We start from the raw sequence: 25,127 nt of genomic DNA on the forward strand, positions 1-25,127 counted from the left end.
TCGTCAGGAATTCGATGAAGTAGAGGCCGAGATGGCCGAAGCGGCGGAGGTGCCCTCTGCGGCCGAACTGCGCGCTGTGGTCGAAGCGGCCGATGTGGCCGATGTAGCCGATGTGGCCGATTTGGCCGAGCTGCCCGTTGCGGTCGCTGTGGCCGATGCGGCTTCGGCCGCTTCGTCGACGAAGCGGGCCATCGCCTCGCGCACCGGCGCGGGAAAGGGCCGCGGCGCCATGCGGGCCGTATCGACGCAGACCAGGCGCTGACTGAATTCGACGCGCAGGTCCGCCCGCCCTTCGGGTTCCGCGCCGAGAAAACGCACCCGCAGCGTGCAGCTGGAACTGCCCAGCCGCGTCACCGCCAGCTCGCGCGTCAGCACCTCGCCCATCCGGCTCGGCGCGACGAAGCGGCACTGCAGGTCCGCGGTCGGCACGCCGGCATGGTCGGCGCCGTGCATGCGCTCGAACGGCCAGTCGAGCGCCTCGCGAAACCAGTCTTCGACCAGATCGTTCAGCATCTCGAAATAGCGCGGAAAGAACACGATGCCGGCGGCGTCGCAGTCCTTGAAGCGCACCCGCACCGTGTTGCGAAAGCTCGCGGCTGCCGTCATGACGCCGGCGTCCCGTTCTGCTCGGCCATCTGCCGCAGCCGGAAACGCTGCAGCTTGCCGGTCTCGGTGCGCGGCAGCGCGTCGACGAAGTGGATGCGGCGCGGATACTTGTACGGCGCGATCTGCCGCTTGACGTGCTCCTGCAGCGTGACGCGCATCGCATCGTCGCCGTGGAAGCCGGGTCGCAGCACTACATAGGCGGCCACCACCTGGCCGCGCCCGTCATCGGGCGCGCCGACCACGCCGCACTCGGCCACCGCTTCGTGCTGCATCAGCGCGGCCTCGACCTCGGGACCGGCGATGTTGTAGCCGGCGGAGACAATCATGTCGTCCGAACGCGCCTGGTAGAAGTAGTAGCCGTCGGCGTCCATCACGAAGGTATCGCCGGGCAGGTTCCAGCCGTCGCGTACGTAGTTGGCCTGGCGCGGATCGTCCAGATAGCGGCAGCCGGTCGGCCCCTGCACCGCCAGCTTGCCGGGCACGCCGGGCGGCAGCGTCTGCATGTTCTCGTCGACGATGCGCGCGACATAGCCGGGCACCACCTTGCCGATCGCCCCCGGGCGCACCTCGTCGCCGGCGCTGGAGATGAAGATGTGCATCATCTCGGTGCCGCCGATGCCGTCGATCATCTCGATGCCGGTCGCCGCCTTCCAGCTCTGGCGCGTGGCGTCGGGCAGCGCCTCGCCGGCCGACACGCTTTTCTTCAGGCTCGACAGGTCGTAGCGCCCCGCCGCCGCGGCCATCTGGCGATAGAAGGTCGGCGCGGTGAAGACGATGGTCGCGCGCGCGTCCTGGATCAGCGCCAGCAGCGTCTCCGGCGTCAGCTTCTCGGCCAGCACCGTCGAGGCGCCGGCCCGCAGCGGGAAGCACAGCAGCCCGCCCAGGCCGAAGGTGAAGGCCAGCGGCGGCGTGCCACAGAACACGTCGTCGGCCGTGGGTTTAAGCACATGGCGCGGGAACAGGTCGCACATCGCCAGCACGTCGCGATGGAAATGCACGGTGCCCTTGGGCTGGCCGGTGGTGCCACTGGTAAAGGCGATCAGGCAGATGTCGTCGCTGGCGGTATCGCAGCCGGCGAAATCGTCGGGCTTGCCTTCCAGCGCCGCCTCGAGCGAGCCCGGCCCGCTGCCGTTGAAGCACAGCACCTGCCGCATCGTCGGACAGTGGAACTCGCCGCCCTCGCGCATGTTCGCGTCCAGCTCGTCGCGCAGCCGCGCATCGCACAGCGCGGCGCCCACCTCGGCGCGATCGATCACCTGCTTCAGTTCGCGCGCGCGCAGCAGCGGCATCGTCGGCACCGCGATCAGGCCGGCCTTCAGCGTCGCCAGCAGGCTCGCGGCCATCATCAGGTTGTTGGGCCCACGCAGCAGGATGCGGTTGCCGGGCACCAGTCCCATGTCCTCGGTCAGCACGCGCGCGATGCGGTTGGTCAGCGCGGCCAGCTCGGCATAGCTGACGGTGGCGAACCCGCCGGCGCTGCCGGCATCGGGATAGCGGATCGCGATCCGTTCGCCGCGGCCCTCGCGCACATGGCGATCGACCAGTTCCACCGCCGCGTTGAACCGCTCGGGATAGCGCGTGTCGTCGTTGAACAGGAACTGCGGCCAGGCCTCGCGCGGCGGCAGGCGGTCCTGGGCGAAGGTATCGATGTGGGCTGTGCTCGCCATGGCTGTCTCCTTGATGGGCGGCGCTCGTTCTGTGGAGCGCGCGGTCAGGACCGCGGTTGCCGCGCGGCCAGCGTTTCGCGCGCGACGATCAGCTTCTGCACTTCGGTGGCGCCCTCGTAGATGCGCAGCGAGCGGATCTCACGGTACAGGCTCTCGACCCGGCTGCCGATGCGCACGCCAAGTCCGCCGAACAGCTGCACCGCGCGATCGATCACCATCTGCGCGTTCTCGGTCGCGGTCATCTTGGCCATCGCGGCCTCGCGGGTCGTGCGGACCGGAGCGCCGCCTTGGGTGCCGCCCTGACTGCGGCCCGCGCCGGTATCGCGCAGCCACGCCGCACGCCAGGTCAGCAGCGCGGCCGCGTCGAGCGCGGTCGCCATCTCGCCGAGCGCGGCCTGCGTCAGCTGCAGGTCGGCCAGCTTGCCGCCGAACATCGGGCGCGCGGTGGCCCGCGCGATCGCTTCATCGAGCGCCGCGCGGCCGAAGCCAAGCGCGGCGGCCGCGACCGAGGCGCGGAAGATGTCCAGCGTCATCATTGCCAGCTTGAAGCCCTGCCCCGGCTCGCCCAGCCGCTGCGAGACCGGCACGCGGCAGCCCTCGAAACGCAGCGTGGCCAACGGATGCGGCGCCATCACGTCGATGCGCTCGGCGATCCGCAGGCCCGGCGTATCGGCATCGACGACGAAGGCCGTGATGCCGCGCGCGCCGGGTGCCTCGCCGGTGCGCGCGAACACGCAGTAGAAATCGGCGATGCCGCCGTTCGAGATCCACGTCTTGGTGCCGTCGAGCACGTAGTGGTCGCCGTCCAGCGTCGCGCTGCACTGCATCGCGGCGACGTCGGAACCGGCCTCCGGTTCGGACAGCGCGAAGGCCGCGATCGCCTCGCCGCGCGCCACGCGCGGCAGATAGCGCTGGCGCAGCGTCTCGTCGCCCGCCAGCGTGATCGCGCCCGAGCCCAGGCCCTGCATCGCGAAAGCGAAGTCGGCCAGCCCGTCATGGCGCGCCAGCGTCTCGCGCAGCAGGCACAGCGCGCGCGAATCGAGCTGGTCGAGCGCCCCGCCATGGGCGCGCGGCACGCAGTAGCGCAGCCAGCCGGCTTCGCCGAGCTGGCGCACGAGCGCGCGGCAGTCCGCGTCGACATCGGCGCCGGGCGCATGCGGCTGCGCGGACAACGAGCGCGCGCACCAGGCGTCCAGCTCGCGCGCCAGCGTGCGGTGCGCGTCGTCGAAGAAAGGCAGCGCCAGATCGTCTTGCCAGCCGGTCATGTCAGTTCCCTCGGTTGCCTTCACTGAGTCACCTTCACTCAGTTGCCTTCGAACACGGGCTTCGCCTTGGCGACGAATGCCTCGTAGGCGCGGCGGAAGTCGCCGGTCTGCATGCAGATCGCCTGGGCCTGCGCCTCGGCCTCGATCGCCTCGTCCAGCCCCATGTTCCATTCCTGGTGCAGCAGCTTCTTGGTGACGCCATGCGCGAAGGTCGGGCCCGCGGCCAGTTGCGCGGCCAGCGCGGCGGCCTCGTCGCGCAGGCGTTCCGGCGCGTGCAGCGCATTGAAGAAGCCCCACTGCAGCCCTTCCTGCGCGCTCATCGCGCGGCCCGTGTACAGCAGCTCGCTGGCGCGTCCCTGGCCGATCATGCGCGGCAGCAGCGTGCAGGCGCCCATGTCGGCACCGGCCAGGCCCACGCGCACGAACAGGAAGGCGGTACGCGCCGATTCGGTCGCCAGCCGCATGTCCGAGGCCAGCGCGATCATCGCGCCCGCGCCAGCGCAGACGCCGTCGACCGCCGCGATGATCGGTTGCGGACACGCCCGCATCGCCTTGACGAGGTCGCCGGTCATGCGCGTGAAATCCAGCAGCTCGGGCATCGCCATCTTCGTCAGCGGGCCGATGATCTCGTGCACGTCGCCGCCCGAGCAGAAATTGCCGCCTGCGCCCTGCACCACCACCGCCTTGATGTCGTTCGCATAGACCAGCGCGCGGAACAGATCGCGCAGTTCCGCGTAGGCGTCGAAGGTCAGCGGGTTCTTGCGCTCGGGGCGGTTCAGCGTCACGGTGCCGACCTTGCCGTCATCGGATACCGACCACAGGAAGTGGCGCGGCGCGAAGTCCGCGAAGCCGCGCTTGTGGTGGCGCATGTCCAGTGCGATCTCGTTCATCTGCGTTCTCTCGTCGATGTGTCGATGTGTCGGTGAGTCGGTGTGTCGGTGTGTGTCGATGTATCGCTGCCGAGGTCCCGGTGCTTGGGTTCGTCGCTCGCCGCCGCGGAAAGCCGGTTCACCCCGCCATTACCTCGCCGCCGGCCACCGCGATGGCCTGGCCCGTGATCGCGCTCGCGGACGGCCGGCACAGCCACGCCACCGCGTCGGCCACTTCATCGGGATCCACCAGCCGACGCTGCGGATTGCGGCCGGCCAGTTCGGCGCGCGCCTGCTCTTCCGTGCGGCCGGTCTTGCTCACGATATTGGCCACTGCCTCGCGCACGATGTCGGTATCGGTATAGCCGGGACAGACCGCATTGACCGTGACGCCGCTGCGCGCCAGCTCGAGCGCCAGCGCGCGCGTCAGCCCCAGCACGCCGTGCTTGGCGGCGCAGTAGGCCGTCACATAGGCATAGCCGGTCAGCGCGGCCGTGCTCGCGACATTGACCACGCGGCCCCAGCCCGCGTCCCGCATTGCCGGCAGCGCGGCCTGCGTGCACAGGAAGGTACCGGTCAGGTTCACGTCCAGCATGCGGCGCCACAGCGCCACGTCGGTTTTTGCGAACGGCGCGCTGTGCGCCTGGCCGGCGTTGTTGACCAGCAGGCCGATCGGACCCAGCGCCCGGGCGGCCGCGTCGAACGCCCGCGCCACGCTGTCGGCATCGGCGACGTCCGCCTGGACTCGATGCAGCCGTGCACCGGGATGGTCCTGCCCAAGCCTCTCCACCGCGCGCGCCAGCGCATCGCCGTCGCGGCCCAGCAGTGTCACGCTGGCGCCGTCGGCCAGCAGCCGACCGGCAATCGACGCTCCGATGCCGCGCGCGCCGCCGGTGACCAGCGCGTGCCGCCCGTGCAGCGGCAAGGACGAACGATCGCCGCTCATCGCGCCCCCGCCAGCGCCGCGGCGCGTTCGAGGTTGGTCTCCAGCTGCCGCTTGCCGGCCTGGTACTGCACCGGCCAGTCGACCGGGCGATAGCCCAGCTGCGCGGCCTGATGCAGCGTCCAGGCGGGATCGGCCAGATGCGGCCTGGCGATCGCGCACAGGTCGGCGCGGCCCGCGGCGATGATGCTGTCGACGTGATCCGCCTCGGAGATCGCGCCCACGGCGATCGTCGGAATGCCCGCCTCGTTGCGGATGCGGTCCGCGAACGGCGTCTGGTACATGCGCCCATAGACCGGCGTTTGTTCGGGGCTGACCTGGCCCGACGAGCAGTCGATCAGGTCCGCGCCGGCCGCCTTGAAGGCCCGCGCGATCTCGACCGCGTCGTCGGGCGTGATGCCGCCCTCGACCCAGTCGTGCGCGGAAATGCGGACCGACATCGGCCGCTGCGACGGCCATACCTCGCGCACCGCGGCGAACACCTCGAGCGGATAGCGCAGCCGGTTGGCCAGCGATCCGCCGTACTCGTCTTCACGCCGGTTGGTCAGCGGCGAGATGAACGACGACAGCAGATAGCCGTGCGCGCAATGCAGCTCCAGCCAGTCGAAGCCCGCCTCCGCCGCGCGCCGCGCCGCGGCAACGAAATCGTCGCGCACGCGGTCCATGTCCTCGCGCGTCATCGCGCGCGGCACCTGCGAGATGCCGGGCAGGTAGGGCAGCGGCGAGGCCGAGACCAGCGGCCAGTTGCCCTCGGGCAGCGGATGGTCCATCGCCTGCCAGCCCAGCTGCGTCGACCCCTTGCGGCCGGCATGGCCGAGCTGCATGCCGATGCGCGCGCCGCCGGCGAGCCCCGTGCCTGCATGCACGAACTCGACGATGCGCCGCCAGGCGTCGCGCTGCACGTCGTTCCACAAACCCGGGCATCCCGGCGTGATGCGCGCATCGGGCGAGACGCAGGTCATCTCGGCCATCACCAGGCCGGCGCCGCCCTGGGCGCGCGCGCCCAGATGCACCAGATGGAAGTCGCCGGGCACGCCGTCGACGCAGCAATACATCGCCATCGGCGACACCACCACGCGGTTCTTCAGCGTCAGGCCGCGCACGCGGTAAGGCGTGAACATCGGCGGCAGCGCACCGTCATGCGCGCGCAGGCTTTCCTCGGGCACGCCGGCCTGCCGCGCCAGCCAGCGCTCGTAGTCCTCGACATAGGTGCGATCGCGCAGCCGCAGGTTCTCGTGCGAGATGCGCTGCGAGCGCGTCAGCAGCGAATAGGCGAACTGCTCGGGCGCCAGGCCCGCATAACGCTCGACGTGCTCGAACCATTCGGTGGAATTGCGCGCGGCGTTCTGGATCTTCAGCACCTCGACGCTGCGGGTGGCCTCGTAGCGGCGCAGCGCCTCGTCGAGCGCGTCCGGACCGGGCTCCGTCATGCCGCGCAGATTGCTGGCCAGATCGATCGCATCCTCGAGCGCCAGCTTGGTGCCCGAGCCGATCGAGAAATGCGCGGTGTGGGCGGCATCGCCCATCAGCACCACCGGCACGCGGCGGCCGCCGGCCAGCGTGTTCCAGTGGACCCAGGTGTTGCAGATCACGCGGTTGAAGCGGATCCAGTTGGCCGAGCCGCGCAGGTGGGTGGCGTTGCTGATCAAGGGCTGGCCATCGAGATATTTTGCGAACAGCCGCTCGCAGTAGGCGATGCCCTGCTGCTGGTCCATCTGCTCGATGCCGGCGGCGCGCCAGACGCGTTCCGGCGTCTCGACGATAAAGGTCGACGTATCGTCGTCGAAGCGGTAGGCGTGCGCCTGGAACCAGCCGTGCTCGGTCTGTTCGAAGGCGAAGGTAAAGGCGTCGAAGCGCTTTTTGGTGCCGAGCCAGACGAAGCGGCACTGGCGCGTATCGATGTCCGGCGCGAAGGTCCCGGCGTAGCGGGTGCGCACGCGGCTGTTGACGCCGTCCGAGGCGATCACCAGGTCGGCGCGGTATGTCTCGGCCAGCGCCTGGTCGTCCTGCACGTCGGTCTCGAACACCAGTTCCACGCCCAGCGCCTCGCAGCGCGCCTGCAGGATGTTCAGCAGGCGCTTGCGGCCGATGCCGATGAAGCCGTGCCCGCTGGAGCGCATCGTGCGGCCGCGGAAGTGGATGTCGATGTCGTCCCAGTGATTGAAGGCCGCGTCGATCTCGCGCGCGCTCTCAGGGTCGGCCTCGCGCAGGTTGTCCATGGTGGCGTCCGAGAACACCACGCCCCAGCCGAAGGTGTCGTAGGGCCGGTTGCGCTCGACCACCACCACCTCGTGGCGCGGATCCTGCCGCTTCATCAGCAGGCCGAAGTAGAGGCCGGCCGGTCCGCCGCCAATACACAGTACTCGCATCTGTCGTCTCCTCGCGGCGCCGGGTCGCTACCGCTCGCCACCGTTCGCCACGGATCGCGACCGTTCGCCCCTGACCGCCATGGATGGCCACCGGTCGCGGCTGATCACCTCTGCCGCCGTGGATGTGCCGGCGCGGCGCCGTCATCCTGTGCCGCCTGTGCCGCAATCAATACAGCCCTAAATATTTTATATCTAAAATAATAGGGCGAGGATGACCGCTTGGCAAGCGGCACCACCGGCATGGCCGTGGGCGCCGCTCGCCGGCGGGCGCTCAGCCCTGCAGCGCCTCCCGGAACTGCGCCAACGCGGACGGGTCCTCGATGGTCGTCAGGTCGCCGGGATCGCGCCCTTCCGCCACCGCCTGGATCGCGCGGCGCAGCAGCTTGCCGGAGCGCGTCTTCGGCAAGGCGCCGACGAACACCACGCGAGACGGCCGCGCGACCGCGCCGAGTTGCCGGTCCACGGTCTGCATGATCTCGCCTTCGAGCGCCATGCGGTCCTGCGGCGTGGCGGCGCGTCCCGCATCGCGCAGGATGCAGACGGCCAGCGCAACCTGCCCCTTCAGCGGATCGGCGATGCCCACCACGGCGACCTCGGCCACCGCCGGATGCGAGGCGATGCTTTCCTCGATCTCGCGCGTCCCCAGTCGGTGGCCGGCGACGTTCAGCACGTCGTCGGTGCGCCCGAGGATGAACAGGTAGCCGTCCTCGTCGCGCACGCCCCAGTCGAAGGTCGAGTAGCGCTGGCGATCGGGAAAGCCGGACCAGTAGGTCTTGACGAAACGCTCGTCGTCGCCCCAGACCGTGCTCATGCAGCCCGGCGGCAGCGGCCCCTCGATCGCCACCACGCCCTTCTGCCCCGGCGCGCATTCGGCGCCGGTCTGCTCGTCCACGATGCGCACGTCGTAGCCGTACACCGGCAGCCCCGGCGAACCCAGCTTGGCGGGCAGCGCCTCGATGCCGTGCTGCAGGGCGATGATCGGCCAGCCGGTCTCGGTCTGCCAGTAGTTGTCGACCACCGGCTTGCCGATGGCCGACTGGATCCAGCTCGCGGTCGGCTCGTCCAGCGGCTCGCCTGCCAGGAACAGCATGCGCAGGCTCGACAGGTCGTAGCGGGTCAGCCAGGCCGGGTCCTGCTTCTTCAGCACGCGGATCGCGGTCGGCGCGCTGAACATCACGTTGACGCGATACTGCTCGACCAGCTGCCACAGGATGCCGGCATCAGGCCGCACCGGCGTGCCCTCGTACAGCACCGTCGTCATGCCGGCCAGCAGCGGGCCGTAGACGATATAGCTGTGGCCGACGACCCAGCCGATGTCCGAGGTGCAAAACATCGTGTCGCCGGGCTTGCCGCAGAAGATGTATTCCATCGACGTGGCCAGCGCGACGGCATAGCCGCCGGTATCGCGCTGCACGCCCTTGGGCTTGCCGGTGGTACCCGACGTGTAGAGGATGTACGACGGCGCGCTCGACTCCAGCCATTCGCACGGCACCTGCGTCCCGCCGACGCGCTCGCGCCAGGCCAGGTAGTCCTCGTCGCGGCCAGGGGTGCGCTCCATCGGCGCGAGCCCGCGGTCGACCAGCAGCACCTTCTCGGGCGGGTTCTGCGCCAAGCGCAGCGCCTCGTCGAGCAGCGGCTTGTAGGGCACGACCTTGCCGCCGCGCGAGCCGGCGTCGGCGCTGACCACCACGCGCGGCCGCGCGTCGTCGATGCGGGCCGCCAGGCTGACCGAGGCAAAGCCGCCGAACACCACCGAGTGCACCGCGCCGATGCGCGTGCAGGCCAGCATCGCGAACACCGCCTCGGGGATCATCGGCATGTAGATCAGCACGCGGTCGCCCTGGCGCACCCCCAGCGCCAGCAGCACCGCCGCCATGCGGTTGACCTCGGCGTGCAGCTCGCGATAGCTGTAGCTGCGGCGCTGGTCGGTTTCGGTGGAGACATGGACCAGTGCCGGCTGCTCGGCGCGCTTGGCCAGGTGCCGGTCTACCGCGTTATGGCAGAGATTGGTGCGGCCGCCGACGAACCAGCGCGCAAACGGCGGCCGGCTGTAGTCGAGTACCTGTTCGCAGGGGGTCTGCCAGTCGATGCGGCGGGCCTGTTCGGCCCAGAAGGCGTCGGGATCGACGAGGGAGCGCGCGTGCACGGCGCGGGTGGTGGTCATTGCTGTCTCCTCCGCTGGGGCGGCGGTTATCGTTGGACCGCCAGTTTGCCACCACCGGCACCGGCTTCGCCATCCGCAATGTCCACAAGGTCACGCGCGGGGCCGGCTGGTCCGACTGATCCGGCTGATGCGGACGGCTTGGGTCACCAAAGAAAAAGGGCACGCCCCTCGGCATGCCCTTTCCCGTGTCTTCGGCGCCGCTGTCGACTGCGCCGGTGCCTGCTGCGGTGCCGCGCCTCAGCGCGCCCTGCCCTTCGCCTTGGCCTTCGGTGCGGCGCTGGCCTTGGCGCTGGCGCGGCTGCCGGACGCCTTGGCGCTGGCCTTGGCGGACGCCCTGGACGACGCCCGCACCGCCTTGCCGTGCGGTTCGACCACCACCCGCTGGCGGGCGCTCACGCGGCTGCCCTTGCCCGACACGCGGATCACCCGTACCTCGTCGTCGCGCTCGGCGATGGCCCGCGCGCGCTTGACCGGCACGTTGAGCACCAGGCTCTGCCCGGCCACCAGCTTGGAGCCGGACAGCTTGTTCCAGGCGCGCACCTGGCTGACCGACACGCCATAGCGGCGCGCCACCGAGGCCACCGTATCGCGCTTGCCGGCGCGCACCACCAGCCGGCGCGCTTCGGGCAGGTCCGGCTCCATCGCCAGGATCGCGTTCTCCGCCAGCGTGGCGCTGATGTCCTGGGTATGGCGTCCGGAGCGGGGGATCATCACGGTCGAGCCGGGCTTGAGCCGCATCCCCTTCGGAATCCGGTTGATCTCGCGCAGCGTGTCCGGATCGACGTTCAGCCGCGCCGCCAGCGATTCGACGCGCTCGCGGCCGTCCACCGTCACCGCGGTCCAGCTCGACAGGCCGCCGCGATAGGTGTTCAGGTTGTACTGGAAGCGCTCGGCGTTCTCGAACGGCAGCAGGATCTGCGGGTTCGACGCGCCCAGGATCACCGGCTTGTTGAACGACGGATTGAGCGCGCGGAATTCCTCCAGCGGCATGTTGGCCAGCTTGGCGGCCAGCGTCACGTCGATGTCGCGCGAAGTGGTTACCGTGACGAAGTACGGGTGGTCCGGAATCGGCGGCAGCGTGACGCCATACGAGGCCGGATTGCTGACGATGTTCTTGACCGCCTGCAGCTTCGGCACGTAGTAGCGCGTCTCGTTGGGCATCGTCAGGCTGGCGTAGTCGGTCGGCAGCCCGCGCGCCTCGTTGCGCGCGATCGCCCGCGACACCGCGCCCTCGCCCCAGTTGTACGCCGCCAGCGCCAGATGCCAGTCGCCGAACATGTCGTGCAGCCGGCTCAGGTAGTCCAGCGCCGCTTCGGTCGAGGCGAGCACGTCGCGGCGCTCGTCGCGGAACATGTTCTGCTTCAGGTTGTAGCTCTTGCCGGTACTCGGAATGAACTGCCACATGCCCGCCGCCTTCGCGCTCGACACCGCCTCCGGATTGAACGCGCTCTCGACGAACGGCAGCAGCGCCAGCTCGGTCGGCATGTTGCGGCGTTCGAGCTCGGCGACGATGTGGTACAGGTATTTGCTCGACCGCGCGATCATCCGCTCCATATAGTCGGGCCGCGCCGCATACCACTGCGTGCGGTCCTCGACCAGCGTGCCTTCCAGGTCCGGCATCGAAAAGCCGCGACGGATGCGCACCCAGATGTCCTGCGACTGGCCCAGCGTCCAGTCGATCCTGTCCTCGTCGACGTTGATCGGCGCGGTATCGCGCGCGATGGTCGGCGGCAGGTGGATCGAATTGAGCGGATCGGTGGGGGGAAGGCCGGATTTGGGCTTGGTGGCGGAGGCCAGGGCGGTCGGCGAGCCGGCCGTGCCGGCTTCATCAGGCGGGACGGGCGTGCTGGCACATGCCGCCAGCAGCGCCGCACAGGCTACGGCCGCCAGGTATCGACCAATTCTCATCAATTTCTCGGATCGTGACGCTAAAAATTGGCTGATGCTAAAGACAAAGCGGCTCGTGCGTCAATCGGATTTTCCGCATTCCGCGGGGGCGCTCAGCGGTGGCGCGGATGGATGGGCGGGATGTCGGTCAGCGAAAGCCGTCCTTCCAGGCCCGCAGCGCGCCGAACGCCGCGGCATCGTCGCCCGCCTGCGCGCCCTGCCCGGCCAGTGCCCGGCGCACGGCGGGCTCGCGCGAGCGCAGGAAGGGATTGACCGCGCGCTCGTGGCCGACGGTGGTCGGCACGGTCGGCTCGCCGGCGGCGCGCAGCGCCTCGACGCGCGCCTCCCAGGCGGCCAGCGCGGCGTTGTCCGGCTCCACCGCGCGGGCGAAGCGGACATTGCTGCGCGTATACTCGTGAGCGCAATAGACGCGGGTCGCGTCGGGCAGCGCGGCCAGCTTGTCCAGCGACGCCAGCATCTGCGCCGGCGTCCCCTCGAACAGCCGCCCGCAGCCGCTGGCGAACATCGTGTCCCCGCAGAACACCACCGGGCCGATGCCGGGCAGCTCGCCGGTGTAGGCGATATGTCCCGCGGTATGGCCGGGCACCTCGAGCACCCGCAGCCGCAGCGCCGGCGCCTTCAGCTCGACCTCGTCGCCCTCGCGCACCGCGCGGGTACGATGGCCGATGCGCTCGGCGGCGGGTCCGATCACCGGCACAGGCTCGCCGTCGGGTCCCGCCGGCCAGGCCGCCAGCAGGTCCGCCACCCCGCCCTGGTGATCGCCGTGGTGGTGGGTGATTACAATGGCGCCCAGGACCAGCCCCGCCCGCGCCAGATAGGCCAGCACCGGCGCGGCCTCGCCGGGATCGACCACGGCGGCGGCATGACCGTCGTCGATCGCCCAGATATAGTTATCCTGGAAAGCGGGGATCGGCTCCACCCTCAACATGCGTGCTCCTATGTCCAAGCGTCCGATTATAGATTGGGAAAACTGGCTGGCCTCCCCGCCCGGCCAGTACATGCTGCGCTGGGAGGAAGGCCAGTACGACCGCACCGTGGCCGACATCTTCGGCTATCACGCGATCCAGCTCGGCATGCCGGTGCTGGACACCCTGCGCGAGAACCGCATGCCGTTCGGCGGCCTGGCGCTGGACGCCCGCAGCGGCCCGCACGGCCCGCGCGCCGCGGAGACGGGCAGCGCCCCCGGTGCCCAGGTGCTGTGCCGCTTCGACGAGCTGCCCTTCGATACGCAGAGCCTCGACCTGGTCACGCTGCCCCACGTGCTCGAATTCTCCGAGGATCCCCACGAGGTACTGCGCGAGGTCTCGCGCGTGCTGATGCCCGAGGGGCGCGTGGTGGTGTCCTGCTTCAATCCGATGAGCCTGTGGGGCGCGCGCCAGGGCCTGAACCGGCTCGGCGCCGATCCCTTCCTGCCGACCGACGCCCAGTCGATCGGCTTCGTTCGCATCAAGGACTGGCTCAAGCTGCTCGGCTTCGATATCATCCGCGGCCGCTTCGGCTGCTATTGTCCGCCCTACCGCACCGACCGCTGGCTGCAGCGCGCCGCGTTCATGGAGAAGGCCGGCGATCGCTGGTGGCCAATCTTCGGCGCGGTCTATATGCTGTCGGCGGTCAAGCGCGTGCGCAACATCCGCCTGGTCGGGCCGGCCTGGAAGACGCCCAAGGCCGCACTGGCGCCGGTGGCGGCCCCGGTCGCCACGCCCAACGGCACGCACGGCAAGGCGCCCGGCGAAGAGAAGTAACGAAAGTCGGGGCCAGCGCCGCGGCCCCGCCCCGCCCGCTGCCGAGCCCGTGCCGGCCCGGCACTGAATCCAACCTTGTCCGCCCCGGCGGACGCCCGGCCCGCGGCGCCGTCCCGCCGCACCGGTTCCCAACCTTCATCGATGCAAGAAGTCACGATCTATTCCGATGGCGCCTGCAAAGGCAATCCCGGCCCCGGCGGCTGGGGCGCCGTGCTCGTCGCCAATGGCCACGTCAAGGAGCTGTTCGGCGGCGAGGCCAATACCACCAACAACCGGATGGAGCTGACCGCCGTCATCGAGGCGCTGCGCGCGCTGAAGCGGCCGTGCAAGGTGCAGGTCTGGACCGATTCGCAATACGTGCAGAAAGGCATCTCCGAATGGATCCGCGGCTGGAAGGCGCGCGGCTGGAAGACCGCCGAGAAGAAACCCGTCAAGAACGCCGACCTGTGGCAGGCGCTCGACGCCGCTGCCGCCGAGCACGACGTCACCTGGCACTGGGTGCGCGGCCACAACGGTCACCCGGGCAATGAACGGGCCGACGCGCTGGCCAATCGCGGTGTCGCCTCCCTCACCGGCGCCCAGGTTGAGTAGAATGCCCGCCATGCGACAAATCGTACTGGACACCGAAACCACGGGCCTGAACGCCGCCACCGGCGACCGGCTGATCGAAATCGGCTGCGTCGAGCTGGTCAACCGGCGGCTGACCGGACGCAACCTGCATTTCTATATCAACCCGGAGCGCGACATCGACGCCGGCGCGATTGCGGTGCACGGCCTGACGGTGGAATTCCTGGCGGACAAACCCAAGTTCGCCGAGGTCGTCCACGAGATCCGCGATTTCGTCCAGGACGCCGAGCTGATCATCCACAACGCCGCGTTCGACCTGGGCTTCCTCGACATGGAATTCCAGCGGCTCGGCCTGCCGCCGTTCCGCAAGCATGTCGGCAGCGTGATCGATACGCTGCTCGAAGCGCGCCAGATGTTCCCCGGCAAGCGCAACTCGCTCGACGCCCTGTGCGAACGCCTGGGCGTCAGCAACGCGCACCGCACCCTGCATGGCGCACTGCTGGACGCGGAGCTGCTGGCCGAGGTCTACCTGGCGATGACGCGCGGCCAGAACTCGCTGGTGATCGACATGATGGACGCCAGCGCGGGCGCCGGCCCGGCCGCGGTCGCCACCGCCGACCTGTCCGCGCTGCGCCTGCCGGTGCTGGAGCCGAGCGAGGACGAACTGGCGGCCCACGCCGCGGTGCTCAAGGACCTCGACAAGGCCAGCGGCGGCAAGACGGTATGGCAGGAGGCGCCGCCGCTGGAAGAGGCGGCATGACGCCCTGCCGCCACGGGCCGCAGGCAGGGTCGGAGGCAGCGCCGCAACGCAAAAAATTCGCCGAAGGGCTTTACAAGATACAAAGGTCCTGACATAATCTCGCTTTCTCTGCTGCACGGCAGTTCAAGCGCAGCGGCAGGGGTGGTTAGCTCAGCGGTAGAGCACTGCCTTCACACGGCAGGGGTCACAGGTTCAATCCCTGTACCACCCACCAGAATACGAAAAGCCAGCCTTGCGCTGGCTTTTCTCATTTCCGGGGTCGGGGCGCACGATCCTGCGATTTCTGCCCCCCTTCTACCCTCTCCCCTGCAATCGGTCCGATGCCGCAATTTGCCATTGCGACCTGGACTCCGATCCTCACTTGACCGATGGGCCACGCAACGAAAGCCGTGGCACCGCGCGGTCGCAGCGCCCAAATCGCCGGGTTACGGCACCCACCCCGGCAATTCCGCCGCCTGCCGTATCCAGTCGCCTACCTGCTTCTCGTCGATCTCGTCGGCTTCGTAAATGTCGAGATATCGGGTATTCGGGTCCTTCGATTCGCCGGGCGGCAGCGGGCGCAGCGACGATCCCTTGAAAAAGGCCACCTTCACGTATCGCGTGAAGCAATGGAAGCTGAGAAACCAGCCCTGCCCCTCCACGCCATAGAACGGCGAATTCCATTTCACTGCCTTGCGCACGTCCGGCACGGTGCGCACGATCAGCGCGTCGAGTCGTCGCCCGAGGTCGCGCTTCCAGCCGGGCATGGCAGCGATGTAGGCCTGCACCGGGCCATCGCCGTCGCCCTTCGGGATTTGAGGATTGCCGCCCGACAGCAGGACCGGCTTTCCGTCGGGCGGCGATTTTGCTGTGGGTTTCCCGGCCGCCTTTGCTGCCGGTTTCGCGGCCGGCTTCGCCGCGGCCTTCGCCGTGGTCTTCACCGCGGCCGTCACCTCGGTCTTCACGTCGATTTTCTCCCCGGCCTTCCCCGCTTTCGTGGATGTCTTGTTTGCCATCGTCTTCCCTCCCAGCGCGACGCGCGTCCGGCACTGAACCGGTCCGATCCTAGGTCAAACGTCTGCCCCCAACAACCCAGCGCCGCTCGAAGGTCCAGCGCCCCCCCCACCAATCGGGAATAGCGGCCACCGCGGCCTGCCTCTAAGATTGCCGCGCCCCGGTGCAATGCCGGGGCGCCATCCCGATAAAAAACAAAGACACCCTTCGAGAAATCCATGAACAAGACCCTGCTGATTGCCTCCCTGGCACTGGCGCTCGCCGCTTGCGGCGGTGGCGGCGGAGACGATGACGGCCCGGCTCCGCAGCCGGCCACCTCCCCTGCGGAAGGCCTGTACACGGGCAAGACTTCGGCGAACCAGGACATCGCCGGCCTCGTGCTCGACGATGGCACCTACTACATGATCTACACCTCGTTGGCGCCGGTCTCGCTCGGCGTGGTCCAGGGCAAGCTGAATGCCGCCAATGGCAGCTTCACGTCGAACGACGGCAAGGATTTCAGCGTGTCGTCGCGCGGCATCTTCGACGTGGCGGTCAACGGCACCTACGCGACCAAGGGGAACCTGAACGGCACCGTCCGCTATCCGGCAACGGGCCAGACCGCGACCTTTACCAGCACCTACGACAAGAACTACGAACTGACGCCGTCGCTGGCGACGCTGGCCGGCACCTACACCGGTACGTCGGTGATTCCGGAGGGCGGCGAGTCGGCGACCATTACGGTGGCCACTTCGGGCACGATCAGCGGCGCGGGCGCGTCCGGCTGCCGCATCGAAGGCGTGGCCAAGCCGCGCGCGCGTGGCAACGCCTACGACATCACCGTGACGTTCGGTCCGTCGCCCTGTGCCCGCCCGGGGCAGAAAATGAGCGGCGTCGCGTATTACAGCGCGGAAGACCGCGGCCTGATCGCCGCCGGCACGACTTCGGACCGGTCGGCGGGCGTGCTGTTTGTGGGTACGCGATAACGTGATGACACGCCATGCCGCCGCTATATGCCGTGGCGGCATGGCATACGCCGTGGGACGCAAGCCGTCCCAAATGGACGCCGTTAAACTCTGTGTCGCCGCTTTTTGAGTGTCCGCTCGGTTTTCCGATAGCCCGATTGCGACCGTACCGCCACACTGGCCACCGTTTCAGACCTCAACCAAGACGAGGCGATCGTGACCAGATCCGGCTATTTCCCTCCAGCGCTGATCCTGCGCGTCAATGCAAAGCTCCGAGACTCGTCGTATCGATCGAGTCCGGTTCCGCCAATACTCCTTCCCTACGTCAGGACGATCCGCGCCATGACGGAACACGATATCAACCGGAGCTTTGAACAGGCGCAAGCCATGGTCGACGAGGACACCAGCCGTGGCGGAAATTGACCCGAGAGCGCCAAGCCCGCGTGGGCAATACAGCTACGTGTTCGGCAAGCTGGTCGAAGATGGCAGCGACCTTGTCGGCATGGGACCGGGTAACCTGACCAAACAACTGATAGAAAGACTGTTAGGGACTGGCTGAGGCAAACCCGTCCGGGAGGCCCGCACTACCGTCAAACAGCTGCCGGTGATCCCACCCTGCCGGTCACCTGATCGATGGCCCCGATCACCTCCGGCACGTCCGGCACCACGCCTTCATTGCCGATGGACACCGCCCGGCCGGGCTCCGAAATGCCGAAGTGCTCGCGCGACGTCGCGGTGAACAGCATCACCGACGGCTTGCCCAGTGCATGGGCGAGGTGGACGAAGCCGGTGTCGGTGCCGATTACCAGGTCCGCGGCGGCGACGCGCTGCGCGCATTCGGTGATCGTCATCTTCGGCAGTACCTCGGCGTCCGGGATGCCGCGCGCCAGCACTTCGGATTGCTGCTTTTCCGCCGGCGAGCCCCAGGGCAGTTGCACGCGGTACCCGCGGGCGGTCAGTTCGCGGCCGACCGCCATCCAGCGTTCGGGCGGCCATTTCTTGATCTCGAGCGAGGTCGCGTGGAACAGCATCGCGCGCGGTACGCCGTCGGTATTGAGCGGCGCGGCCGGAGCCGGGATGCGCAGTTCGTAGTGTTCCTTCGGGTCGAGTTCGTAGCCAAGCGCCTTGGCGGCGACCAGGCGCATCTTGTGGCGGGCAGTGGCATCGCCGTGCGGCGCGAAGATGTCGGTGTAGAACATCTCGGCGCGGGCTTCGCCCAGGTGTTTGGCGGCGTAGCCGAAGCGGCGGCGCGTGCGGGCCAGCCAGCCGACGATGGCACTCTTGTAGACGCCATGCACGTCCAGCACCACGTCGTACTTTTCACGGCGCAGTTCGCGCACCGCGGCGAAGATCGCGCGCAGGTCCTTCCATTGCTTCGACTTCTTGTAGCCGCGCAGCGGGGGCGAAATCACGCGGTCGACGCCGACCGTCCAGCGGGGAATATCGGCGCAGGAGGCATCGGCGACCCAGTCGATCTTGGCCTCGGGATAGGCGTGCCGCAGATCCCAGATCAGCGGCAGCGTGTGTGCCATATCGCCGAGGGAGGTGATCTTGATAACCAGGATGCGCTTCATGGGTGCAGGAACGGGCCTTCGCCGCGGGGCTGAGTTTTGCGAAGGCCGTAGTATGCACCAGAGGCTGGCGGGTCAACGTTTCGGGACGTAACGGGGAAATTGGACCGGGGGGAAGGCGAGCGGCTGCCCTCTCCCCAGGCCCCTCTCCCGCGGGCGGGAGAGGGGAGAACGACATCGGCAAGACCGGGCCGAACCGGCCAGGCCAACCAGGTCAGGCCCAGCCCACCCAAGCCCAGCCCACCCGAGCCGAGCCCGCCCAAACCAGCTAGCCCGGCCCGCCACCCAGGTGGCCAGACGAATCCGACGAGACAGTTCGGCCAGATGAGCCAAGCGGCCCGTCCGGCGCCATCTCACCGCACCTTGCCCTCCTTCCAGGCCTGCAGCAGCTTCTCGTAGGCGATCGTCTCGCCCTTCGGCTTCTCGTTGGCCAGCTTCTTCCACGGCGCGTGTTCATCCGACAGCCACTTGGCCGCATCGCCCTTGGGGTTGAGCTTCGGCGCGCAGGTCGCCATGCCCGCGCGCTGCAGCCGCGCCATCACCTGATCCATCTCCTCGGCCAGGCTGTCCATCGCGGCCTGCGGGGTCTTCTCGCCGGTCACCGCCGTGGCAACGTTCTTCCACCACAGCTGCGCGAGCTTCGGATAGTCGGGGACGTTGGTGCCGGTCGGCGTCCACGCCACGCGTGCCGGGCTGCGGTAGAACTCGATCAGCCCCCCATACTTGGCCGCGTTCTTGGTCAGGTACTCGTGGTTGATGTCGCTGTCGCGGATGAACGTCAGCCCGGTCAGCGACTTCTTCAGCGACACCGTCTTCGAGGTCACGAACTGCGCGTAGAGCCACGCGCCCGCCAGGCGGTTCGGATCGGTCTTCTTGAAGAAGGTCCACGAGCCCACGTCCTGGTAGCCGTTCTGCATGCCCTGCTTCCAGTACGGGCCATATGGCGACGGCGCCATGCGCCACTTCGGCGAGCCGTCGGCGTTGACCACCGGCAGCCCCTTCTTGGTCATGTCGGCGGTGAAGGCGGTGTACCAGAAGATCTGCTGCGCGACCTGCCCCTGCGCCGGCACCGGGCCGGCCTCGGAGAAGGTCATGCCCATCGCCTGCGGCGGCGCGTACTTCTTCATCCAGTCGACGTACTTGGTCAGCGCGTAGACCGCCGCCGGGCTGTTGGTGGCGCCGCCGCGCGCGACCGAGGCGCCGACCGGCGTGCACTTGTCCGCGGCCACGCGGATGCCCCACTCGTCGACCGGCATGCCGTTGGGCAGTCCCTTGTCGGCGGTGCCGGCCATCGACAGCCACGCATCGGTGAAGCGCCAGCCCAGCGACGGATCCTTCTTGCCATAGTCCATATGGCCGTAGACCTTCTTGCCGTCGATCTCCTTGACGTCGTTGGTGAAGAAGTTGGCGATGTCCTCGTAAGCGGACCAGTTGGTCGGCACGCCAAGGTCATAGCCGTACTTGGCCTTGAACTTCTCCTGCAGGTCCTTGCGCGCGAACCAGTCGGCGCGGAACCAGTAGAGGTTGGCGAACTGCTGGTCCGGCAGCTGATACAGCTTGCCGTCCGGCGCGGTGGTGAACTTGGTGCCGATGAAGTCCTTGATGTCGAGATCCGGATTGGTGAATTCCTTGCCGGCGCCGTTCATGTAGTCGGTCAGCGGCAGGATCGCGCCATAGCGATAGTGCGTGCCGATCAGGTCCGAATCGGAGATCCAGCCGTCGTAGATTGACTTGCCCGACTGCATCGATGTCTGCAGCTTCTCGACCACGTCGCCTTCCTGGATCAGGTCGTGATTGACCTTGATGCCGGTGATCTCCTCGAAGGCGCGCGCCAGCGTCTTGGCCTCGTACTCGTGCGTGGTGATGGTCTCGGACACCACGTTGACCTGCGTCACGCCCTTGGCCTTGAGCTTGGCGGCCGCGTCGATGAACCACTTCATCTCGGCCAGCTGCTTGTCCTTCGCCAGCGACGAGGGCTGGAATTCGTTGTCGATCCACTTCTTCGCCTCGGCCTCTCCCGCCCAGGCGGCATGGCCGCAGGCGAGCGCGGCGGCCACCGCCACCAGCTTCACCGCAAGCCTTGCCCGTTGCTTCAGCGCTGTCATCGATGTCTCCTCGAATGGTCCTTCCCGATAGCGTTGCGGGTCGCGGCCGGGGAAGGATTGAGCCGCGCTACCTGCGAATACCAACCAAAATCACCCAAATCACCCAATTCACCCAAATCACCCAAGCACCCAATGCACCTCTGAACCTCGGCAATACAAGCCGGACATCCGCCCGGAAAATCCGCCCGCGGGCTCACCCCTTGCGCATCACCAGCGCCAGCACCGCCATCGACAGCACGAAGCTGATCCACACCGACGGCTCCTCCGGCAGCGAGAACCAGTTCATCATCGCCTCGCCCAGGCCCACCCATGCAAGGTTGATCCACGCTGCGCACATCAGGCCGATGAACAGCCGGTCGCCGCGCGTGGTGGCGATCGGTAGCCAGCCCTTGCGCAGGCGCGTCGGCGAGCGCAGCTCCCAGATCGTCATGCCGATCAGCATCAGCACCACGCAAACGAAGAACACCGCGACCGGCGTGGTCCACACCATCCAGCCGAACATGGCCGTCGTTTCCATCGCCACCCCCGCTCAGACGCGGCCCATCGCGAAGCCCTTCGCGATGTAGTGCCGCACGAACCAGATCACGATGCCGCCGGGCACGATGGTCAGCACGCCCGCCGCGGCCAGCACGCCCCAGTCCATGCCGGAGGCGGACACCGTGCGCGTCATCGTCGCCACGATCGGCTTGGCGTCGACCGAGGTCAGCGTGCGCGCCAGCAGCAGCTCGACCCAGCTGAACATGAAGCAGAAGAACGCCGCGACGCCGACGCCGGCCTTGATCAGCGGCAGGAAGATCGTCAGGAAGAAGCGCGGGAACGAATACCCGTCGACATAGGCGGTCTCGTCGATCTCGCGCGGCACGCCGGACATGAAGCCCTCCAGGATCCACACCGCCAGCGGCACGTTGAACACCAGGTGCGCGAGCGCGACGCCCAGGTGCGTGTCCATCAGCCCGACGCTGGTATAGAGCTGGAAGAACGGCAGCAGGAACACCGCCGGCGGCGTCATCCGGTTGGTCAGCAGCCAGAAGAACACGTGCTTGTCGCCGATGAACTGGTAGCGCGAGAACGCATACGCGGCGGGCAGCGCCACGGTGACCGAAATCACGGTGTTCAGCGCGACATAGATCAGCGAGTTGATATAACCCGAGTACCAGGACGAATCGGTGAAGATGGTGCGGTAGTGCTCCAGCGTGAACTGCGCCGGCCACAGCGACAGCGTCGACAGGATCTCGTCGTTGGTCTTGAACGACATGTTGAGCATCCAGTAGATCGGCAGGATCGCAAAGAGCAGATAGACCAGCAGGAAGGCGGCGCGCCACCAGCCGCCGCGCGAGGCCGGGTCATGCATGGGGAACCTCCTCGGCGACCGTGCCCGCGCGCTGCATCCAGTTGTAGAGCACGAAACACAGCAGCAGGATGATCAGGAAATAGACGATCGAGAACGCCGCGGCCGGGCCGAGGTCGAACTGCCCCACTGCCTTCTGCGTCAGGTATTGCGACAGGAAGGTGGTGGCGTTGCCGGGGCCGCCGCCGGTCAGCACGAAGGGCTCGGTGTAGATCATGAAGCTGTCCATGAAGCGCAGCAGCACCGCGATCATCAGCACGCCGCGCAGCTTGGGCAGCTGGATATGGCGGAATACCGCCCAGCGCGAGGCGCCGTCGATCTGCGCGGCCTGGTAGTAGGCGTCGGGAATCGCGCGCAGGCCGGCGTAGCACAGCAGCCCGACCAGCGGCGTCCAGTGCCAGACGTCCATCACCAGCACCGTCAGCCACGCGTCCAGCGCGTTGCCGGTGTAGTTGTAATCGAAGCCCAGACCCGCCAGCGCGGCGCCGAGCAGGCCGATGTCGGTGCGGCCGAAGATCTGCCAGATGGTGCCGACCACGTTCCACGGAATCAGCAGCGACAGCGCCACGATCACCAGCACGGCCGACGCCTTCCAGCCGCGCGCCGGCATCGACAGCGCCAGCAGGATGCCCAGCGGAATCTCGACCAGCAGCACCGCCAGCGAGAACCCCAGCTGCCGCAGCAGCGCGTCGTGCAGTTCGCCATCGCGCAGCACCGCGCGGAACCATTCGGTGCCGACGAACACGCGCCGCTCCGGCGAGATGATGTCCTGCACCGAGTAGTTGACGATGGTCATCAAGGGCAGGATCGCCGAGAACGCGACGCAGACGACCACCGGCAACACCAGCAGCCACGCCTTCTGGTTGATCGGCTTCATCGGACCAGCTCCTCGTCGACGTAATAGCAGGTATGGCGGTGGAAGACCGAGAACCACGCGGTCTCCCCGGGCCGCAGCGCGGCGGCCTCGTCGCCGAGCCGGGCGCGCAGCAGCGGGGAACCATCGGCGCCAACGATGCCATTGGTGCCAACGATGCCATCGGTTCCCTCGACGCCTGCGCCGCCAGCGTGGTCCTGCAGCCGCGCGGCCGCGATCCAGTAGGTGCCGATGTCCTGCGCGCGCTCGATCACCGCGGGCACCGCCTGTTCGTCGTCGGGCCGGGCGAGGCGCAGGTATTCGGGCCGCACGCCGATCTTGAACGCGCCGGCCGCCTGCAGCCGCTGCGCGATGGCCTCGTCCGCCGGCGGCGCATAGCGTCGTCCGGCCAGTTCGATCCAGCCGTCGCGCCAGCGCGCCGGCAGGAAGTTCATGCCGGGGGAGCCGATGAAATGCCCCACGAACGTATGCGCGGGCCGCTCGAACAGCGCGTCCGCGGTGCCGACCTGCACCGCCTTGCCGCGCGACATCACCACCACCTGGTCGGCGAAGGTCAGCGCCTCGGTCTGGTCGTGCGTGACGTAGATCAGCGTCAGATGGAATTCGCGGTGGATCTGCTTGAGCTTGCGCCGCAGCTGCCATTTGAGGTGCGGGTCGATCACCGTCAACGGCTCGTCGAACAGGATGGCGGCGACATCGTGCCGCACCAGCCCGCGCCCCAGCGAGATCTTCTGCTTGGCATCGGCCGACAGCCCGCTGGCCTGGCGGTCGAGCACGGCCGACAGGTCCAGCATCTCGGCCACCTGCCCCACCCGCTCGCGCACCTGGGCCGCCGGCACGCCGCGGTTGCGCAGCGGGAAGGCCAGGTTCTGCCCGACGGTCATGGTGTCGTAGATCACCGGGAACTGGAACACCTGCGCGATATTGCGCGCCTGCGGCGAGTCGCCGGTGACGTCGCGCCCGTCGAACGACACGGTGCCCTGCGACGGCCGCAGCAGTCCCGAGATGCAGTTCAGCAGCGTGGTCTTGCCGCAGCCCGACGGTCCGAGCAACGCATAGGCGCCGCCGTCGTCGAAAGTAAAGCGCAGCGGCAGCAGCGCATAGTCCTCGTCGCTGCGCGGATTGGGCCCGTAGGCGTGGGCCAGGTCCAGGTCGATGCGGGCCATGGCCTCAGTTCCCCTGCCCGTTGCCGCGCCGCAGATGCTGGCGGCGCGGTGCGCGAACGCAGCGGCCCTGCGCATCGAACAGATAGAGCTGGGACGGATCGAGGCGCAGCGTCACCGTCTCGCCGAGCGCCAGTTCCAGCACGCCGGGCACCTGTGCCACCAGGTTGCCGACCGCGGTGTCGACGTGCACGAAGGTATCGGAGCCGGACAGCTCGGCCAGCGCGACGCGGCCCGGCAGCGGCACGCCTTCGCGCGCGCGAGGCACGCCGACGGCGAGCTCGTCGTGCCGGTCGGAGACGCCATCGAGCCACAGCGTGCCGGCGCGCACGCCGACGGTGACCGGCCCGGCATAGCCTTGCAGCGCATCGCCGGCACGATCGGCGGGGCCGCCGACTGCGCCGTTGCCGCTAATGGCGCTGCTGATGGCGCCGTCATCGGGCCGCAGCGCCACCTCGATGCCGTCCGGCAGATGCACGGCGCCGTCGCGCCATTCGCCCGCGATCAGGTTCATCGGCGGATCGCTGAACGCGCGCGCCACGCGCAGCGAGTCGGGATAGTGGAAGACCTCGGCCGTCGGCCCGTATTGCAGCAGCTCGCCGGCATCGAGCACCGCGGTATGGCCGCCGAGCAGCAGCGCCTCGGCCGGCTCGGTGGTCGCGTAGATCACGGTGGCGTCGCCCTGCGCGAACAACTGGGCCAGTTCCTCCCGCAGTTCCTCGCGCAGCTTGTAGTCGAGGTTGACCAGCGGCTCGTCCAGCAGCATCAGCGGCGCGCCCTTGGCCAGCGCCCGCGCCAGCGCAACGCGCTGCTGCTGGCCGCCGGACAGCTCGGCGGGATGGCGCTCGAGCAGATGGTCGATGTGCAGCCGCGCGGCCAGTGCGCGCACCTGCCGGTCGATCTCCGCGGCGCCGCGCAGCCGCAGCGGCGAGGCGATGTTGTCGAACACGGTCAGCGACGGGTAATTGATGAACTGCTGGTAGACCATCGACACATTGCGCTGGCGTACCGGCATGCCGGTCACGTCTGCGTCGTCGACCAGCACGCGCCCCGCGCTGGGGCGGTCGAGCCCGGCCATTACCCGCATCAGCGATGTCTTGCCCGCCTGCGTCGCCCCGAGCAGGATCGTCACCGCGCCCGGGACCGGCGCCAGCGACATCGGATAGAGATGGACCTGCGAACCTGCCTGCTGCGCGATGCCTTCCAGTCTGAGCTGCATCCGGTCTCCGTCAGGGTTCTGCTGCCCGGCGCGCGGCATCGTTCGGCCCG

Annotated in this window: 21 protein-coding genes, 1 tRNA gene and 1 pseudogene; 6 read left to right on the forward strand and 17 right to left on the reverse strand. The window is 68.5% G+C overall.

Annotated elements, in window-relative coordinates:
- Nucleotides 1–177: 177 nt before the first annotated feature.
- From KZ686_RS13565 to gloB, 9 genes and pseudogenes are all read right to left on the reverse strand, one after another.
- Nucleotides 178–606: pseudogene (locus KZ686_RS13565) on the reverse strand (acyl-CoA thioesterase); the annotation flags it as partial.
- Nucleotides 603–2,273, reverse strand: a complete 1,671-nt coding sequence (locus tag KZ686_RS13570) for an AMP-binding protein (RefSeq protein WP_265632622.1) — start codon at nt 2,271–2,273, stop codon at nt 603–605. The pseudogene KZ686_RS13565 and the gene KZ686_RS13570, both read right to left, overlap by 4 nt.
- A gap of 44 nt (nt 2,274–2,317) precedes the next feature.
- Nucleotides 2,318–3,538 carry an acyl-CoA dehydrogenase family protein gene (locus KZ686_RS13575; RefSeq protein ID WP_265632623.1) on the reverse strand — a complete coding sequence of 407 codons (1,221 nt, stop codon included), beginning with the start codon at nt 3,536–3,538 and terminating at the stop codon, nt 2,318–2,320.
- Between the two features lie 38 nt (nt 3,539–3,576).
- Nucleotides 3,577–4,428, reverse strand: coding sequence for an enoyl-CoA hydratase family protein (locus tag KZ686_RS13580; RefSeq protein WP_226107620.1), 852 nt, complete (start codon nt 4,426–4,428; stop codon nt 3,577–3,579).
- Nucleotides 4,429–4,546: 118 nt separating this feature from the next.
- The gene (locus KZ686_RS13585) at nt 4,547–5,353 is read right to left on the reverse strand and encodes an SDR family NAD(P)-dependent oxidoreductase (RefSeq protein WP_265632624.1); all 807 of its coding nucleotides are present in this window, start codon (nt 5,351–5,353) and stop codon (nt 4,547–4,549) included.
- A complete protein-coding gene (locus tag KZ686_RS13590; protein WP_150082656.1) occupies nt 5,350–7,719 on the reverse strand; it encodes a bifunctional salicylyl-CoA 5-hydroxylase/oxidoreductase in 2,370 nt (789 codons plus the stop codon). Before KZ686_RS13590 ends, KZ686_RS13585 begins: the two co-directional genes overlap by 4 nt.
- 271 nt (nt 7,720–7,990) lie before the next feature.
- The gene (locus tag KZ686_RS13595; protein ID WP_149319822.1) at nt 7,991–9,883 is read right to left on the reverse strand and encodes a propionate--CoA ligase; all 1,893 of its coding nucleotides are present in this window, start codon (nt 9,881–9,883) and stop codon (nt 7,991–7,993) included.
- Nucleotides 9,884–10,120: 237 nt separating this feature from the next.
- Complete coding sequence (locus KZ686_RS13600; RefSeq protein WP_265632625.1) at nt 10,121–11,791, reverse strand: transglycosylase SLT domain-containing protein; 1,671 nt, start codon at nt 11,789–11,791, stop codon at nt 10,121–10,123.
- Nucleotides 11,792–11,918: 127 nt separating this feature from the next.
- Entirely contained in the window at nt 11,919–12,719 is an 801-nt protein-coding gene (gloB, locus tag KZ686_RS13605) for a hydroxyacylglutathione hydrolase (protein WP_265632626.1), read from the reverse strand.
- Between the two features lie 10 nt (nt 12,720–12,729).
- Between gloB and KZ686_RS13610 the strand changes: the two genes are divergently transcribed.
- From KZ686_RS13610 to KZ686_RS13625, 4 genes are all read left to right on the forward strand, one after another.
- Nucleotides 12,730–13,533 (forward strand): class I SAM-dependent methyltransferase, encoded by an 804-nt coding sequence (locus KZ686_RS13610; protein ID WP_149319819.1) that lies wholly within the window; start codon nt 12,730–12,732, stop codon nt 13,531–13,533.
- A 141-nt stretch (nt 13,534–13,674) separates the two neighbouring features.
- On the forward strand, nt 13,675–14,124 hold the full coding sequence (gene rnhA, locus KZ686_RS13615; RefSeq protein ID WP_149319818.1) for a ribonuclease HI: 450 nt from the start codon (nt 13,675–13,677) through the stop codon (nt 14,122–14,124).
- A 10-nt stretch (nt 14,125–14,134) separates the two neighbouring features.
- Nucleotides 14,135–14,860: a DNA polymerase III subunit epsilon gene (gene dnaQ, locus KZ686_RS13620; protein ID WP_149319817.1), complete on the forward strand. Its 726-nt coding sequence runs from the start codon at nt 14,135–14,137 to the stop codon at nt 14,858–14,860.
- Between the two features lie 139 nt (nt 14,861–14,999).
- A tRNA-Val gene (locus tag KZ686_RS13625) sits at nt 15,000–15,074 on the forward strand.
- A gap of 211 nt (nt 15,075–15,285) precedes the next feature.
- Here KZ686_RS13625 and KZ686_RS13630 read toward each other — a convergent pair.
- Nucleotides 15,286–15,855: a DUF1801 domain-containing protein gene (locus tag KZ686_RS13630; protein WP_322784870.1), complete on the reverse strand. Its 570-nt coding sequence runs from the start codon at nt 15,853–15,855 to the stop codon at nt 15,286–15,288.
- A gap of 216 nt (nt 15,856–16,071) precedes the next feature.
- Between KZ686_RS13630 and KZ686_RS13635 the strand changes: the two genes are divergently transcribed.
- Nucleotides 16,072–16,818, forward strand: a complete 747-nt coding sequence (locus KZ686_RS13635; RefSeq protein ID WP_149319799.1) for a hypothetical protein — start codon at nt 16,072–16,074, stop codon at nt 16,816–16,818.
- Nucleotides 16,819–17,013: 195 nt separating this feature from the next.
- Nucleotides 17,014–17,220 (forward strand): hypothetical protein, encoded by a 207-nt coding sequence (locus KZ686_RS13640; protein WP_149319798.1) that lies wholly within the window; start codon nt 17,014–17,016, stop codon nt 17,218–17,220.
- Nucleotides 17,221–17,387: 167 nt separating this feature from the next.
- Here KZ686_RS13640 and waaC read toward each other — a convergent pair whose 3' ends face one another.
- The 7 genes from waaC to KZ686_RS13675 all read right to left on the reverse strand — a co-directional run bounded on the left by waaC (nt 17,388) and on the right by KZ686_RS13675 (nt 25,077).
- A complete protein-coding gene (gene waaC / locus KZ686_RS13645) occupies nt 17,388–18,371 on the reverse strand; it encodes a lipopolysaccharide heptosyltransferase I (RefSeq protein ID WP_265632627.1) in 984 nt (327 codons plus the stop codon).
- A 350-nt stretch (nt 18,372–18,721) separates the two neighbouring features.
- Complete coding sequence (locus KZ686_RS13650) at nt 18,722–20,473, reverse strand: ABC transporter substrate-binding protein (protein ID WP_223819522.1); 1,752 nt, start codon at nt 20,471–20,473, stop codon at nt 18,722–18,724.
- Nucleotides 20,474–20,666: 193 nt separating this feature from the next.
- On the reverse strand, nt 20,667–20,975 hold the full coding sequence (locus KZ686_RS13655) for a DUF2160 domain-containing protein (protein WP_174107149.1): 309 nt from the start codon (nt 20,973–20,975) through the stop codon (nt 20,667–20,669).
- 27 nt (nt 20,976–21,002) lie between these two features.
- The gene (locus tag KZ686_RS13660) at nt 21,003–21,824 is read right to left on the reverse strand and encodes a carbohydrate ABC transporter permease (protein WP_149319796.1); all 822 of its coding nucleotides are present in this window, start codon (nt 21,822–21,824) and stop codon (nt 21,003–21,005) included.
- On the reverse strand, nt 21,817–22,698 hold the full coding sequence (locus KZ686_RS13665) for a carbohydrate ABC transporter permease (RefSeq protein ID WP_023265145.1): 882 nt from the start codon (nt 22,696–22,698) through the stop codon (nt 21,817–21,819). The genes KZ686_RS13660 and KZ686_RS13665 overlap by 8 nt, the downstream gene beginning before the upstream one ends.
- The gene (locus KZ686_RS13670) at nt 22,695–23,861 is read right to left on the reverse strand and encodes an ABC transporter ATP-binding protein (RefSeq protein WP_265632628.1); all 1,167 of its coding nucleotides are present in this window, start codon (nt 23,859–23,861) and stop codon (nt 22,695–22,697) included. Before KZ686_RS13670 ends, KZ686_RS13665 begins: the two co-directional genes overlap by 4 nt.
- 4 nt (nt 23,862–23,865) lie before the next feature.
- Complete coding sequence (locus tag KZ686_RS13675) at nt 23,866–25,077, reverse strand: ABC transporter ATP-binding protein (RefSeq protein WP_150082662.1); 1,212 nt, start codon at nt 25,075–25,077, stop codon at nt 23,866–23,868.
- Nucleotides 25,078–25,127: the final 50 nt, after the last annotated feature.

It is taken from the genome of Cupriavidus cauae (assembly GCF_026210475.1).
GTDB lineage: Bacteria > Pseudomonadota > Gammaproteobacteria > Burkholderiales > Burkholderiaceae > Cupriavidus > Cupriavidus cauae.